This window comes from Pseudomonas sp. 5P_5.1_Bac1 (assembly GCF_025466015.1).
Taxonomy (GTDB): domain Bacteria; phylum Pseudomonadota; class Gammaproteobacteria; order Pseudomonadales; family Pseudomonadaceae; genus Aquipseudomonas.
Map to the genome: position 1 here is coordinate 57592 of NZ_JANLNX010000001.1, position 14403 is coordinate 71994.

Annotated in this window: 14 protein-coding genes; 10 read left to right on the forward strand and 4 right to left on the reverse strand. The window is 60.8% G+C overall.

The window, feature by feature from the left end; translation table 11 throughout:
- Window positions 1–56 precede the first annotated feature (56 nt).
- Window positions 57–1691, forward strand: coding sequence for a methyl-accepting chemotaxis protein (locus NTD82_RS00305; protein ID WP_262127368.1), 1635 nt, complete (start codon window positions 57–59; stop codon window positions 1689–1691).
- A 55-nt stretch (window positions 1692–1746) separates the two neighbouring features.
- Here the strand turns inward: NTD82_RS00305 and NTD82_RS00310 are convergent, their stop codons facing one another.
- Together NTD82_RS00310 and NTD82_RS00315 are read right to left on the reverse strand one after the other, a co-directional pair.
- Entirely contained in the window at window positions 1747–3099 is a 1353-nt protein-coding gene (locus tag NTD82_RS00310; RefSeq protein WP_410017016.1) for a DUF2599 domain-containing protein, read from the reverse strand.
- Between the two features lie 322 nt (window positions 3100–3421).
- Complete coding sequence (locus tag NTD82_RS00315) at window positions 3422–5152, reverse strand: DUF2599 domain-containing protein (RefSeq protein ID WP_262127370.1); 1731 nt, start codon at window positions 5150–5152, stop codon at window positions 3422–3424.
- A gap of 219 nt (window positions 5153–5371) precedes the next feature.
- On the opposite strand from NTD82_RS00315, the gene pnuC reads away from it, so the two are divergent.
- From pnuC to NTD82_RS00355, 8 genes are all read left to right on the forward strand, one after another.
- The gene (gene pnuC / locus NTD82_RS00320) at window positions 5372–5938 is read left to right on the forward strand and encodes a nicotinamide riboside transporter PnuC (protein ID WP_262127371.1); all 567 of its coding nucleotides are present in this window, start codon (window positions 5372–5374) and stop codon (window positions 5936–5938) included.
- On the forward strand, window positions 5935–6486 hold the full coding sequence (locus NTD82_RS00325; RefSeq protein WP_262127380.1) for an AAA family ATPase: 552 nt from the start codon (window positions 5935–5937) through the stop codon (window positions 6484–6486). Before pnuC ends, NTD82_RS00325 begins: the two co-directional genes overlap by 4 nt.
- Window positions 6487–6816: 330 nt before the next feature.
- Window positions 6817–7242, forward strand: a complete 426-nt coding sequence (locus NTD82_RS00330; protein ID WP_262127372.1) for a hypothetical protein — start codon at window positions 6817–6819, stop codon at window positions 7240–7242.
- Between the two features lies 1 nt (window position 7243).
- On the forward strand, window positions 7244–7816 hold the full coding sequence (locus NTD82_RS00335; RefSeq protein ID WP_095153587.1) for an adhesin: 573 nt from the start codon (window positions 7244–7246) through the stop codon (window positions 7814–7816).
- A 52-nt stretch (window positions 7817–7868) separates the two neighbouring features.
- Window positions 7869–8870, forward strand: a complete 1002-nt coding sequence (locus NTD82_RS00340) for a heme utilization protein (protein WP_262127373.1) — start codon at window positions 7869–7871, stop codon at window positions 8868–8870.
- A 60-nt stretch (window positions 8871–8930) separates the two neighbouring features.
- A complete protein-coding gene (locus tag NTD82_RS00345; RefSeq protein ID WP_262127374.1) occupies window positions 8931–9620 on the forward strand; it encodes a C39 family peptidase in 690 nt (229 codons plus the stop codon).
- 33 nt (window positions 9621–9653) lie between these two features.
- Window positions 9654–10397: a hypothetical protein gene (locus NTD82_RS00350; RefSeq protein WP_095153590.1), complete on the forward strand. Its 744-nt coding sequence runs from the start codon at window positions 9654–9656 to the stop codon at window positions 10395–10397.
- 49 nt (window positions 10398–10446) lie between these two features.
- On the forward strand, window positions 10447–11751 hold the full coding sequence (locus tag NTD82_RS00355; protein WP_095153591.1) for a transporter: 1305 nt from the start codon (window positions 10447–10449) through the stop codon (window positions 11749–11751).
- Window positions 11752–11823: 72 nt separating this feature from the next.
- On the opposite strand, the gene NTD82_RS00360 is transcribed toward NTD82_RS00355, so the two are convergent.
- Window positions 11824–13149 carry a sigma-54 dependent transcriptional regulator gene (locus tag NTD82_RS00360; protein ID WP_262127375.1) on the reverse strand — a complete coding sequence of 442 codons (1326 nt, stop codon included), beginning with the start codon at window positions 13147–13149 and terminating at the stop codon, window positions 11824–11826.
- 325 nt (window positions 13150–13474) lie between these two features.
- Between NTD82_RS00360 and NTD82_RS00365 the strand changes: the two genes are divergently transcribed.
- Window positions 13475–13741, forward strand: coding sequence for a hypothetical protein (locus NTD82_RS00365; RefSeq protein WP_095153593.1), 267 nt, complete (start codon window positions 13475–13477; stop codon window positions 13739–13741).
- A gap of 70 nt (window positions 13742–13811) precedes the next feature.
- Here the strand turns inward: NTD82_RS00365 and NTD82_RS00370 are convergent, their stop codons facing one another.
- Window positions 13812–14402 carry a vWA domain-containing protein gene (locus tag NTD82_RS00370; RefSeq protein WP_262127376.1) on the reverse strand — a complete coding sequence of 197 codons (591 nt, stop codon included), beginning with the start codon at window positions 14400–14402 and terminating at the stop codon, window positions 13812–13814.
- Window position 14403 lies beyond the last annotated feature (1 nt).

The window sequence follows — 14403 nt, forward strand, 5'->3', positions numbered from 1 at the left end:
GGAAGCGCTAAAGCATGCTTGGATGCTCAAAATAACAAGAACTCGAGATGACCTTCATGAAGACTTTACGCAGTATGTCGATCAGCCGGCGCCTGTGGCTCATCCTGGTGCTGGCCGTGGCGATGTTGGTGACCCTCGGGTTGCTTATGCTCAATCAGATTCACACTGACCTGTACCGGGCCAAGGCGGAAAAGACCCGCCATGTGGTCGAGACCGCCGCCGGAATCCTGACGTACTACCAGGGTCAGGAAGCCGCTGGCAGCCTTAGCCGCGAAGCCGCACAGCAACAGGCGCTGAACGCCGTGCGGGCGCTGCGTTACGACCAGAACGACTATTTCTGGATCAACGACCTGGGGCCGAAGATGCTCATGCATCCGACCAACCCCAAGCTCGAAGGCCAGGACCTCTCCGGCATCCGCGATCCCGACGGCTTCGCGCTGTTCAATGAAATGGTCAGCCTGGCCAAGACCCGCGGCGCCGGCAGCATCGACTACCGCTGGCCCAAGCCCGGCGCCAGCGACCCGGTGGAGAAGACCTCCTACATCCACTTGTTCAAGCCCTGGGGCTGGATCATCGGCTCTGGCATCTATATCGACGACATGCAGGGCGAGTTCTTCCGTCAATTGCGCGACGCCTCGCTGCTCGGTGCCGGCATCGCGGTAGTCCTGACGCTGCTGGTGCTGCTGATTTCCCGCAGTATCGTCCGCCCGTTGCAGGAGGCTGTGGAGGCCATGGCCACCATCGCCAGCGGCGAAGCCGACCTGACCAAGCGCCTGGACACCCACGGCAACGACGAAATCACCCGCCTCGGCCAGCACTTCAACAGCTTCACCGGGCAGTTGCAGCAGGTGGTCGTGCGTCTCCAGGAAGCGGCGCGAGAACTGGGCCACTCGGCCGGCGAAGTCGGTGATAACGCCGGGCAGACCCAGCAGCGCAGCGACCAGCAGTCGCAGCAGATGGAACAGGTGGCCACCGCCATCAACGAGGTGACCTACGCCGTCCAGGACGTGGCGAAGAACGCCGAGCAGGCTTCCAGCGAAACCAGCGAGGCGCAGGAACGCGCCCGCCAGGGCCAGCAGAGCATTCACGGCAGCCTGCGCAAGATCGACGAGCTGTCCGCCACCATCGACCAGGCGGTCCATGTGATCCAGGCCCTGGCCGGCCAGAGCACCCGCATCGGCAGCGTGCTGGAAGTGATTCGCGCCATTGCCGAACAGACCAACCTGCTGGCCCTCAACGCCGCCATCGAGGCCGCCCGTGCCGGCGAGCAGGGTCGCGGTTTTGCCGTGGTCGCCGACGAAGTCCGCCTGCTGGCGCAGCGGACGCAACAGTCCACCGCCGAAATCCAGGCGATGATCGAACACCTGCAAGGTCAGTCGGAAGCGGCGGTCAAGGCCATCGACGCCAGCAGCCTGGCCTCGCGGGAAACCGTCGAGCAGGCCAGCGAAGCGGGCGCCAGCCTGGATGCCATCAGCCAGGCGCTGCACAACCTGACCTCGCTCAACGCCTCAATCGCCAGCGCTACCTTGCAGCAGGCCCATGTGGTGGAAGAGATCAACCGCAGCGTCACCGAAACCGCCGACCTGTCGCGCCAGACCGCCGTCGCCGCACAGCACTCCAGCAAGTCCGGCCACGCACTCAACCGCCTGAGCGCGCATCTCGAGCAAGTACTGGGGCAATTCCGGGTGTAAAAAAACCTGCCGCTACCATCGGGTAGCGGCAGGTCCAACACTGAACAAACGACTGTTACTTGCCTGGGTTACACGGCGAAGGCAGTTTCAACGAGTCCTTGTAAGGCACCATCGGGCGAACCGGCTCGAGGTTCATGACCTCTTTGCCCGGGTATCCGACGACATGGCAATAAAATTGCTCGCGCATCGATCCACCGTTGTTGGCGTACTGCTTCCATTGCGGATCATTTTTGTGTTTTTCATACAACTCGGCATACATGCGTTCCCAACCAACTTCATTGAGTTTTTTAATGGAGCAAGTGGGGTTGGTGGTCAGCGAAAGCGACAGCGTGTTAGGCCCGAACACCGGATCATCGCGAGAAATCCACTCGCTCTTGGTGAAGTAAGGCGTGCAGTACTTCGACTCGGCCAGGTTCGCGTCGGCAAGCGCGGCGGCAGCAGCGGCCGCGGCCGCCTGGCTGGCCTGAGCCTGAGCGGGCGTCTGGGTCGGTCCTGAACCAGTGCCTGGCCCGAAGCCAGGGCTCGGTGGTTTACCTGTGCGACAAAAACCCGGGCTCGCACTATTCGCCGGAGGCGCCATCTGGTTGGCAGCACAAGAGAAGGTGGCGACGTCACTGGCATGGAGCGGAAACTTGATATTGATGATTGGTCGGTAGTTACCGGTCTTCTTCAGGTAATCCTGTTGATTTAACCGGGCAGCGGCATCGCCGCGTGAATCACTGGTGAAAAAAGCCAGGACAGCACGTTCATTGGGCTCGGTGAGGGAAAGTCGCAGTTCTGTCTGGGTCTGGAATTCTCGGTTGTTTATCAACTTGCGCGCATCCAGAAAATTCTTGAAGGCCGTGGTGCGGTCGGCTCTGCTCACGCCTTTTCTCATGTCGAAACCGCATTGATAGATGTCCTGGTAAGTCTGGTTATTATATTTATTGAAGTGCGCGAGCCACTGGGCGCCACTGTTCACGCCCATTTCCTTGCAGGTGCCTTCAATCTCTTTTGAACCCGGACTGTTGCCACGCGGCTGGCTGTCTCGACAGCCTTTGTCCGTACGCATGTCGGTCCAGGCGTCGTTCGGAAAGGCACATTGCAGATGACCGCCCTGCTTGCCCTGACAGAGAAGATCAAAGGGGGTGGTGATATAACCGTTCTGCGTCTGCATGCCAGGGTTGTCGTATTTAATGTCTTTGCGCATATAGGAAAACGCTTCGCTCTGCAGCTCCTGCGCTCTCGGGCTCGGGTTCCACACATCCCACGCCTGGCCCTTCGCGGGGTCCGCCCGGTGCGTGCCTCTGATCAGCAGGCCGGAACAGTCCGAGGCCGGATCGTCGCCACATTTATCGACAGTATTGTTGTACAGCTCCTGAACAACTTTCAGCGTTTCCTCGCAGGTTTCCGCGTTGGCCAAGGGCACCCCGAATAGCAGGGGACATATAAGTAACGGGGCTATTTTCTCGACAGTCTTTCGCATGACACACACCTCCAGAAACGATGAGTACACCGCTCATTGATTTGGCGTGAACACGACTGAATGCCACTACCGACCGCCTGCCCGGAAACTGCCACACCCCACTCTTTTGCGAAACTGACAAAAATGTCAGGTGGGTCGCCAAAAAACGGCGGCGCGCTTGTCCGCTGAAGCCATTCGAACATGAAAAAACTGCCGATATCCGCGGGATATCGGCAGTTCAAGTGGCTCAAACAAGCCTGGTCTCAATCAATGAGCGCCGTCGTTATCATTTGTGGTTGCAGTCCGCTGCGTTGACTTGCTCCTGACTGGCTTCGTTCGGCCTGATCGACTCCAGATACACCGGGTTCTTCTTGGTGTACTTCTGGGCAAGGCAAATACTCTGGCGGCGCATCGAGATGTCTTTGTCACCCCAATATTTTGCGCCTTGAGGGTCGGCCGCCAAGGCTTTCCTCTTCATCTCCGCCATCACTGCATCGGTTTTGTCAGGTCCGAATCCAAGTGCGCAGTCGTTGTAGGTGACCTCGAGTGCCTTGATCTTTTTGCCGGGATATTCCGCATAAGTGCGGTCCATCCATTTGACCGACTTGATGTAGTCGGGACATTGCGCGGGAGCACCGCCAGTGCCACCGGCTCCTCCGTCGACTTTCACAGAGTTGCAACCATCCCTGAGTGATTGCTCGTGCGAGACGTACGGCCTGACGGGCTCAAGGTTCCATGTTTCCTTGTTTCTTACCTGGAAGTCGTTACCTTGTTTATCTTTCTCGACCAGGGTTATATGGCACACCGCCTGACGCCGTAATGTCTGGTCTCTGTCGCCCCAGTACTTCGCCCCGTCTTTTTCTGCCAGGGCTTTCTGTTTCATCTCGGCAATCAGTTTCTCGGTCTGGTCCGGTCCGACCTCGCGACCGCACGCAGTAGGCGTTACCGAGAGCGACATGACTTCTTTATTGAAGCCTGGGTCCCACCGCGATATCCATTTCACCGAATCGATGTATTGAGAGCATTGTTTCGGATCGGTCCCCGTGCCCCAGCCGCCAGCGACCGGTTTATCGGGCTCGATTACAGGTTCTGGCTTAGGTGCCGGTTTGGTCGCGCAAGAGAATGTAGCCTTGCTGCTCGGGTCATTCGGGAAGTTGATCTTGATGACCGGCCGTTCCTCGCCCGTCACCTGTTTATATTCTTCGGCATTCTTCCAGGCGTCCTCGACGTTGGTGCCGGTTTCTTCACTGAAGAAGAACGCCATTACAGGCGCTTTGTCCTTCTCGGGGTTCTTGAAGCGCACTTCCGTCTGCCAGAAGAATGCGCCTTCAGAGCCTTCGATTGACTTCCTGGACTGCATGAACTGCTGGAAGGCATCCGTGCGCTGTTCGTCGCTCAGCCCGCGCATATCGAAGCCGCACAGGGACATGTTTCTTGCAGGGTCTACACCGCCGAACGGGTCGAACTCGCTGGCCTTCCAGTTGGAACCATTGACGCCCTCTTGCTGGCAGGACTTCTCCACATTCGGCGTTCTGTCATTGTCGCCGCAGCCATTATCGTTGCGGGAATCCGTATAGCCATCGATGGGGAAGGCGCAATCAATATTCACCGGGGTTTTACCCGCTGGCGTGTAGTGAGTCGGGTACAGCAGCATGCCGTTGTGGTGGCTGACACCGGGCGTCTGATATTTGATGTCAGAGCGCATCCAGGAGGCCGCCGTGGTTCCCAGCTTCACTGCCGTAGGACTCGAATTCCACACGTAATAGGTGCCGGCAGGCTGAGGTGTTTCCTGCCGCTCGGGCCGCATCGTGCCCCTGACAAGCAGGCCGGAACAGTCCGATGCCGGGTTCCTGACCGATCTATCACCGGTCAGCGACATACAGTTGCTCGCCTCGTTGTTATAGAGCTCCTGAACCACTTTCAATGTTTCTTCGCAGCTTTCCGCATGAACAAACGTCGCCTGCAGCATGAACGGTAACGCCAATAGCGGAATAAGCCTGTCAATACGCCTTCTCATCGCCGTGTCTCCTGAAATCGTCGGGATCTTTCTTCAATGAGTGGATCGACGTAACAACGACTGAACAGCCACAACTCGACGCCGCAGAAATAATCTGCCTGCAAACGCAACGGCGCGAAACTGACAGAAATATCAGGTGCAAGCGGAAAACCCGGCTGGCGGCTACTTGCCTAACAGGTACAATCCCCGCCCCTCTTTCCTTGCTGTAAAGGAGCGCCGATGTCCGGCCTCGAACTGTTCGCCGCCGTACTTGGCGCCCTCTCCGTCTGGCTGACGGTCAAGCAGAATCCGTGGTGCTGGCCCATCGGCCTGGCCATGGTGCTGCTTTACAGTTGGGTGTTCTTCGATGCCAGGCTCTATTCGCAAATGCTCCTGCAAGGGGTGTATGCCGTATTGCAACTGTATGGCTGGTGGCAGTGGACCCGGCCGGACAGTGTGCGCGAGGTGCGCAAGGTCAGCCTGCTGACACCCGGCCAGGTCAATCTCGGGTTGCTCTTCGGCCTGCTGGGCAGCCTGCTGATTGGTGGCGCCATGAGTACCTGGACCGATGCCGCCCAGCCCTGGCTGGACGCGACCATCACCGGCTTCAGCCTGGTGGCGCAAGGCTGGATGGCGCAGAAGCGCGTGCAGTGCTGGGCCTTGTGGATCGTGATCGACGCGGTCTGCGTCGGCTTGTTCCTCTATCAGGGGCTGTACCTGACCGCGGGCCTGTATGCGTTGTTCACGCTGATGGCGATCCAGGGGCTGCGCGAGTGGCGCCGCGATCCCGCAGTGGTGGCGGCATGAAGGTCCTGGTGCTGGCAGGCCCCGAGTCCAGCGGCAAGAGTTGGCTGGCAGGTGAAATCCAGGCGCATTTCGGTGGCGAGCTGGTCGGCGAATATGTCCGCCATTTTATCGACGAGCAGCAGCGCGACACCTGCTACGCCGATATCCCGGCCATTGCCCGCGGCCAGTTGGCCTGGGAAGACGCCGCCCGCCAGCGTCAGCCGGAGTTGCTGATTCTCGACACCCACCTGCTGAGCAATATCCTCTGGAGCCAGACGCTGTTCGCCGATTGCCCCGACTGGCTGGAGCAGGCGCTGCTGGCGCGGCACTATGACCTGCACCTGCTGCTCAGCCCCGACGGCGTGCCGTGGATCGGTGACGGGCAGCGCTGTCAGCCAGACCTGGAGGAGCGCCGGGCGTTCTTCGCGGCCAGCCGGCAATGGCTGGAACAGCATCGTCAGCCGCTGATGATCATCGAAGGCGACTGGGTCCACCGCCGCGCCATCGTTCTGGCCACGGTCCAGCGCCTGCTGGAAGGTAAAGCCCCAGCCTGCGCAACCGAGTGTTAACTCGCTGAAACACCCTTCGCGACCCCGGCCCGCGGCGCAGAGCCCGCCGCGCCATCCGCGAGTCGACTGTCACGCCGCTGATACAGTGGCCGCCCCGCCCCGGTTTATCGACTTCCCGTACCACGCCCCGCCCGCGCCGCCGCCCGGTTGTCTCACCGGCGTTACAGGCAGCGCGAAGCGTTCTCCCCGGATTCATGCAAGTCGTTGATTCAACACGGCAAACAAAAAGCGGCACAGCTTCTGCTCTCTCTCTCGCAACGCTGAAGGGCCAGCGCATAGAAAGAAGGAACCGCCGCCGTGGGGAATCACAACAATAAGCTGCTTCGCCTTATGGTCATCGGATGCGCACTCAGCGCTTCCCTTCTCGCCGCCCAGGTCCAGGCGGGTGGCAACGGTGTGGTCGTCCTGACCCGTGACGTCAAGACCCGCCCGGCCATTCGCAACGACCATCCAGATCCGAGCCCCACCACCGTCAACACCAACGCCTCCAATCGCATCGTCGCTCAGACCAACAACGAACTCAGCGACGGTGATTTTGCCAGGGTTGCCAGTGGCGCCACCATCAACCGGCTGCTGGTCCCGGATGCCGCCTCGGGCGGTGTGCGCGGAATCAACGCGGTGCCCAGCACCCTGCCGGGCCTTGGCAATGCCACGGGCGGCGGCGGTGGCGGCGCGGGCGGTAGCATCTCCAACTCGGTCAACTCGGGTATCCAGCGCGGCCTCGCCCCGCTGCAGATCCTGACCGGAGGCAAGTGAGATGAAAGCCTCCCTCCTGTTTATCGCCTTGTTCTGCAGCGGCACCGCACTGGCTGCCTCGCCCGTCGAGGACAACGCCCGGATCGACAGCAGCGCCCAAGGTTACAAGGGCAATCTTTCGATCAACCAGGCTGCCGGCGACCAGCAACAACAGAACAACAGCCGGGCCATCGCCATCGGCCACGAAGCCCAGGCCACCACCCGGATCAACCAGAGCATCGATACGGCCGCAAGCCGCGCCATCGATGCCAACGCCAGTATCGGCGGCACTTCCTTCAGTAACGGCAACGGCATCCTGGGCATCAACCAGTCCGCCGGTGCCGGTACGCAACAAGCCAACGCGGTACGCATCGGCATCAGCGCCGTACCGCAAAGCATCGATGACAGCGTCCTGCTCCAGCAGAACGTGGCGCTGTCCAACAGCTCCGACTCAACCGACCACACACCCGGCAGTCGCCAGGTCAGCACCAGCGACCAGGCATTCACCGGCAGTCGTGGCGTGGTTCAGTTGAATCAGAGCGCAGGGGTGGGAAACCGAATGGCCAACACCCTGAGCGTACGGGTCGCTGACTGACCCGATAAGGCAACACAACACTTAACAATCATAATTAATGCGGAGAAACACCATGAAACCCACAATGGCACTCAAGCCTCTGGTATTCGCACTCGCAGCGGTCATGGCAGTTGCTGCACAAGCAGGTGGACGTAACGATGACCATGGCGGTGGTCGCGGCCACCATAACGATCACGACAGTACCCAGTCCCTGCTGCTGTCCCTCCTGATCAACGCCGGCTCCGCCGCGACGGTGATCGACACGCAGAACAACAGCGGCAACCGGGTGAAAAACGAAGCCACACGCAACACCGCGACGATGGAAAACTCGGCCAGTGGCTCGCAGGGCAACCTGGGCGCCAACACCGCGGCCGGTGACGGCAACCAACAAGACAACGTTGCCGCAATCGCCACCGCAGACGAAAGCTTCATCTTCGGCAGCGCAATGGCCATTTCCAGTGCCACCCAGAACAACACTGGCAACAACGTCAAGAACTACTCGACCCGCAACGCCGCAACCCTCAACAACTCAGCCAACGGCAGCTCCGGCAACATCGGGGTGAACGTCACCGCCGGCGACTTCAACCAACAGAAAAACAACCTGGCCATCGCCGTGTCCGGCGGCCGCGTCGCCGCGGCAAGCGCTGCGGCCAACCAGAACACTACCGGGCTGAACGTCACCAACGAAGCTGATCGCACCTACGACACCAAAACCCTGTACTCCGCATTCGCCGCTTACGGCCAATACGAAGGCAACGGCTGGGGTTACGTAGAAGACGAAAGCAGCAACGGCGGCGGCCATAATGGCGGTCATGACAATGATCGCGGTGGCCGTACCGACAAAGATCCGCTGAAGTTCCACGAAGAAGGCGACTTCGCGCTGTATGGCGTAGCCTCCTACCAAGTGCTGACCCCAAGCGGCTGGGTCAACCCTGTGACCAACACCGCGTCGCTGACCAACTCGCTGAACGGCGTGTCGGGCAACATCGGTGCCAACGTCTCGGCTGGCTCGGGCAACCAACAAAGCAACTCGCTGTCCATCGCCGCCGGCTGCCATGCCTGCACTGGCATGTAACAGCCTTGATCGGGGCCCTTCGGGGCCCCTTTCCTAATTCACCACAGGATGGGGAAGATCATGCGTGCGCTACTGCTGATGCTGCTGGTTGTCCTGAGTGGTCAGATCGGCACGGTCCACGCCGCGCAGATGGCGGTCGCCGCCCTGCCAGGCGGAGTCACGATCTACAAGCCAGTACAGAGCATCCGCGAACGCCGCTTCGCCAACCTGGTTCAACAAAAGACCGACTTCAGTTGCGGCGCCGCCGCACTGGGCACCATCCTCAAACAGGCCTACTGGCTGGACGTGGATGAAAGCCACATCATCGAAGGCATGCTCGCCCACTCCGATCAGGACATCGTCCGCGTCCAGGGCTTCTCGATGCTCGACATGAAACGCTACGTGGAAAGCCTCGGCATGCGTGCCCGGGGTTACAAGATCCCGCCGGAAAGCCTGCATGACGTGAGCATTCCGGTCGTGGTGCTGATGGATATCCGTGGCTACAAACACTTCGTCGTGCTGCAACGCACCGACAAGGACTGGGCCTACGTCGGCGACCCGGTACTGGGCCACAAACGCTACAAGTTCGATGACTTCGTCAAAGGCTGGAACGGCATCATCTTCGCCGTCATCGGCCCCGGCTACGACAAGGCCAACGCCCTGCTCAACCCGCCGGACCCGCTGACCGCCAAGAACCGCGTCAACAACTTCCAGCCCATCGACGATGCGCAATTGATGGAATTTGGATTCATCCAGAGCGACTTCTTCTAACAACAAGCGAGCATGGAGCTCCGGGAGCACCCGATGAAGACTTCAAGCTGGCTGATCGCCGCGTGTCTCGCGGCCAGCCTTCCTGCCCAGGCGCAGGCGTTCAAACCCATCGAAGTCAAGGATCAGGAACTGTCTCAACTACGCGGACGCTACGTGATGCCAGGGCGCATCATCAGTTTCGGGGTGGTCATGAACAGCACCTGGCAAAACGCCAATGGCGACCGCATCGGCGCGACGGCCTCGCTGCAGGTGCAGCAGTCGACCTTCAAGCCGCAATTCTATGTCTCCCTGACCGGTGAAAACGGCACGGGCACCTCCACCGCCCAAGGCACTGGCACCGTCACCGGTGGCGCTGGTCTGGGCAGCGGCCAGGGCGTGATCCAGGTGAACCGCTCTGCCGGCGACGGCAACACCACCTCCAACAACTTCCAGGTCAATGTCAGCGAGGCCAGCCAGGCACCGCAAATGGCCGCCCAGCAAGGCCAGGCCCTTGCCAGCGGCGCCACCATCAGCGCCAGCAACAACGCCGGCACCCTAAGCGTCGCCTCGACCTCCGCCGGTATCCAGATGAGCATCCAGGCCGCCAACAATCAGGGCGCCAGCCTCCAGCGACTCGCCGATGGCGGGCTGATGCAGGCCACCACCCTGCTCGGCGGCAGCAACGCCGTCAGCAACATCACTCAGCTCAATGTGGTACTGCGCGACAACATGCCCACGGCAGGCGCGCTGAACTGCAATCTGGACCAGTTGAAGGGCCTTCGTATCTCCGGATATTGATCTACGCTCTGTTTCAACTTATTGCGCAGTTGGAAAGGATGGCTAACCTATGCACCGGAAGTTTTCATTCAATGCAGTCGTCTGTCTGAGCACCCTGGTTCCTTCAACGATGCTTTTCGCGGCACAGGACCCGCAGGTGGAGGCGCTGAAACAGGAGTTGCAAGCCCTCAAACAACGTTATGAACAGCAGCAACAAGCCTTGATGGTCCTCGAACAGCGGGTCCGCCAGGTCGAAGACCAACCCGCAACCCCAGCCCCCAAACGCCTCGTGCGTTCCCCTGCAACCAAGCCAAGCCAGCCTTCCGGGCAAGGCCAGGCGGTCGCGGCATCGGGTAGCGGTGCTTCCTACGGCGAATCGCTGAAAGACGACTCGGCCCCGGCACAGAGCGTCACCAACCTGTACGACGAAGCGAGCGGCTTCTTCGGCGGCGGCAAGTTCAGTGTCGAGACCGGCATCACCTATGCCCGGTACGACACCAAGCAACTGCTGCTCAACGGCTTCCTGGCGCTGGACTCGATCTTCCTCGGCAACATCAACCTCGACCGGATCAAATCCGACACCTGGACCCTTGACCTGACCGGGCGCTACAACCTCAACCAGCGCTGGCAGTTCGACGTCAACGTGCCGGTGGTCTACCGCGAGTCGACCTTCCAGTCCGGAGGTGCCAGCGGCACGCCCAACCAACCCGGCGGTGCCGGCACCGCGCTTTCCGAACGCACCGTTACCCGCGACCCGACCATTGGCGACGTCAACGTCGGCGTTGCCTACAAATTCATGGACGAGTCGGATTACGCCCCGGACGCGGTGTTCACGCTGCGGGTCAAGGCGCCCACCGGCAAGGACCCGTTCGGCATCAAGTTCCGTACCGATCCGCAAAACAGCAGCCTGCAATACCCGGAAAGCCTGCCCACCGGCAACGGCGTCTGGTCCATCAGCCCCGGTATCTCGCTGGTCAAGACCTTCGACCCGGCAGTGCTGTTCGGCAGCCTGTCGTACACCCACAACCTCGAGGACTCGTTCAGCGACATCAGCTCGACCGAAAACCAGAAAATACCGGGCAAGGTCAAACTGGGTGACAGCTTCCAGCTCGGCGCCGGTGTCGCCTTCGCCCTCAACGAGAAGATGAGTATGTCGTTCTCCGTCTCCGACCTGATCGTGCGGCGCTCCAAGACCAAGGAAGACGGCGGCGACTGGGCCACCGTCACCGGCAGCGACGCCAACGCCGCCTACTTCAACGTCGGCATGACCCTGGCCGCCACCGACAAGCTGACCATCGTGCCGAACCTGTCCATCGGCCTTACCGACGATGCGCCGGACTTCACCTTCAGCCTGAAATTCCCGTACTACTTCTGATCGGTTTCACACACAAAAGCCCGTGGCTGCTGTTGCAGTCACGGGCTTTCTGGTTTCTGGCAGGGAATGGCCTCAGCGAATCTGATGCTTATGCAACAAACGGTAGAACGTCGGCCGCGAAACCCCCAGCACCTTCGCCGCGATGCTCAGGTTGTCGCTGTGCCGGTTGAGCACATCGCACAGGGCCTGGCGTTCCGCCTGGTGCTTGTAATCCTCCAGCGTGCCGATAGGCGCGAGCATTGCGGTCTGTTCTTGCAGGCCAAGGTCGCGGGGCTCGATCTGCCGCCCCTCAGCCAGCACCAGGCCACGGCGCACACGGTTGGCCAGTTCGCGGACATTGCCCGGCCAGTCGTGCTTGCCCATGGCACCGAGGGCGTCCTCGCTGAAGGTGCGCGGACGGCGTCCGGTTTCCTGGCTGTAGAAGCGCGAGAAATGGCTGGCCAGCATCGACAGGTCACCGTGGCGGTCGCGCAGCGGCGCGGTCACCACCTGCAACACATTGAGCCGGTAATACAGGTCTTCACGGAACCGGCCACTGACAATGGCGCTCTCCAGGTCGACGTGGGTCGCCGCCAGTACCCGCACATCCACGGCAATCGGCTGGCTGCCGCCAACCCGCTCGATGTGCTTTTCCTGAAGAAAACGCAGCAGGTTGGCCTGTAACTCCAGCGGCAGGTCGCCGATTTCGTCGAGAAACAAGGTGCCGCCATGGGCCGCCTCGATCCGTCCGACCTTGCGCTGGTGCGCGCCAGTGAACGCGCCCTTCTCATGGCCAAACAGCTCGGATTGGATCAGATGTTCGGGAATCGCCCCGCAATTGATCGCCACGAATGGCTTGTCGTGGCGCTGCGACTGGCGGTGCAGGGTCCGCGCCACCAATTCCTTGCCGGTCCCGCTTTCGCCGCGGATCAGCACCGGCGACTCGGTGGGCGCCAGTTTGCCCAGCAGCTTGCGCAGATCACGGATCGGTCGGCTGTCGCCAAGCAGTTCGTGCTCCGGCTCATCGACCGGTGCCGGGCCCTTGCCACGCAAGCGCGCCATGCCAAACGCCCGCCCCAGCGTCACCTGGACCCGGGAGACATCGAACGGCAGGGTATGGAAATCGAAGAACCACTCACAGACGAAGTCGCCGATCTTCTGCGCCCGCAGTTCCTGAGGGCTGAGCACGGCGATCCACTCGGCGCCGCTGCGCCCGATCAGGTCCTTGACCGCCTCGGGGTGCTGCAGGTGCGACGCCTGCAAACGCAGGAGCCCGACATCACAGGGATGCTCCAGGGCACTGCTCAACGTGCAGCTATGAACATCCCAGCCAACACTGCGTAATCCGGGCAACAGGCGATGGCAATCATCGCAAGGATCGACCACCAGCAAACGACGGTTCTGTGCGGGTTCGAGCATGACCGTTCCTTGACGCCAATTATTGGAAAAGTGAGTAGAAACAGCATCTTGGCAGACCCGTTTGTAACAGTAGCAATGAACGACTGTTGGCCCACTACCGTCTGTCCGTCGAGCACTGGCGTTATTTTTCACCCTCGGGAATTTTCCTGTTAATTCAACGTCTCAAGCGCCAGGAAAAAAACAATGTGCGAAGCGCGAATAAAAAATTTTCGCGAACGGTGTGACTTCACCTGTTACTTCGGACATCAGTACAAGTAACCTGCCGCTGCGAACAACCGCCGGCAACTTTCATTTTGATGTTTGGGACCATAGAGAGACCGAACCCATGAACGCTCCGCTGCGTGTCAACGAAGCACTGCTGATTGCCGACCACGCCTTCGAACCCTTCCAGTGTGTAGCCTGGGACGCGCCAAACGGTACCGGTGAGCTAAGCCTGGCAGTGATCGACCGGACCAGCACCCGGATTGGCAGCAAACAAGTGTCCAGCAGCACTTACTCCGACCCGGCGCAGTGGGCGCACCTGCTCGAAGAAGTACGCGCCGAGTTGCGCCTGAAAGGCTACGACCTGCAACCCTGGACCATGCCGAAGTAACTTCCAGCGTTTTCAGACCCATAAAAAAGTGCACCTCATGGTGCACTTTTTGTTGTCGCCAAGTTGTACTTTATTGTCGCTGCGGCAATGCGCCACAGGCCGCGCTATCCAATTGATCCATATGCCAATAATCGGCCTGAAGTTGTTCCGCAAGTTGCCGCGCACGGCCCAGGCGCACCGGCCCGCTTTCCATATCGATCAGCACACTGGCACACGGCAGCGGCACCAGCGCCGCGCTTTTGCTCAGGCGACCGTCGGTCAGCAGCAGGCAGCGCTGTTGCTCACCCGGGAACTGCCGTTGCCGGCGCAATAACCATTGCCGCGCCTCCTCCAGCGCCGCCAGCAGCGGCGTACCGCCACCCGCCCCCAACCCCGCCAGCCACGGCTGTAACGCCGCTGAAGCTTTCAGCCCATGCCGTTGCCAGCGTGGCGCAGCGCCGCTGGCCGTAAGCAAAGCCAGGCGGGCGCGGGCGCGGTAGGCCTGGTCGAAAAAGCTCGCCAGCAGCCCCTTGGCCCGGCTCAACGCCTGATAACGGCGGGTCGAGGCCGACGCATCGACGATCACCAGCCACAACTCGGGACTGGACGCACTGCGCTGGCTCCAGCACAGATCGGCGCGCTGCCGTGGCCGGCCCTTGAGCAAGGTCGCCGGCCAGGCCACC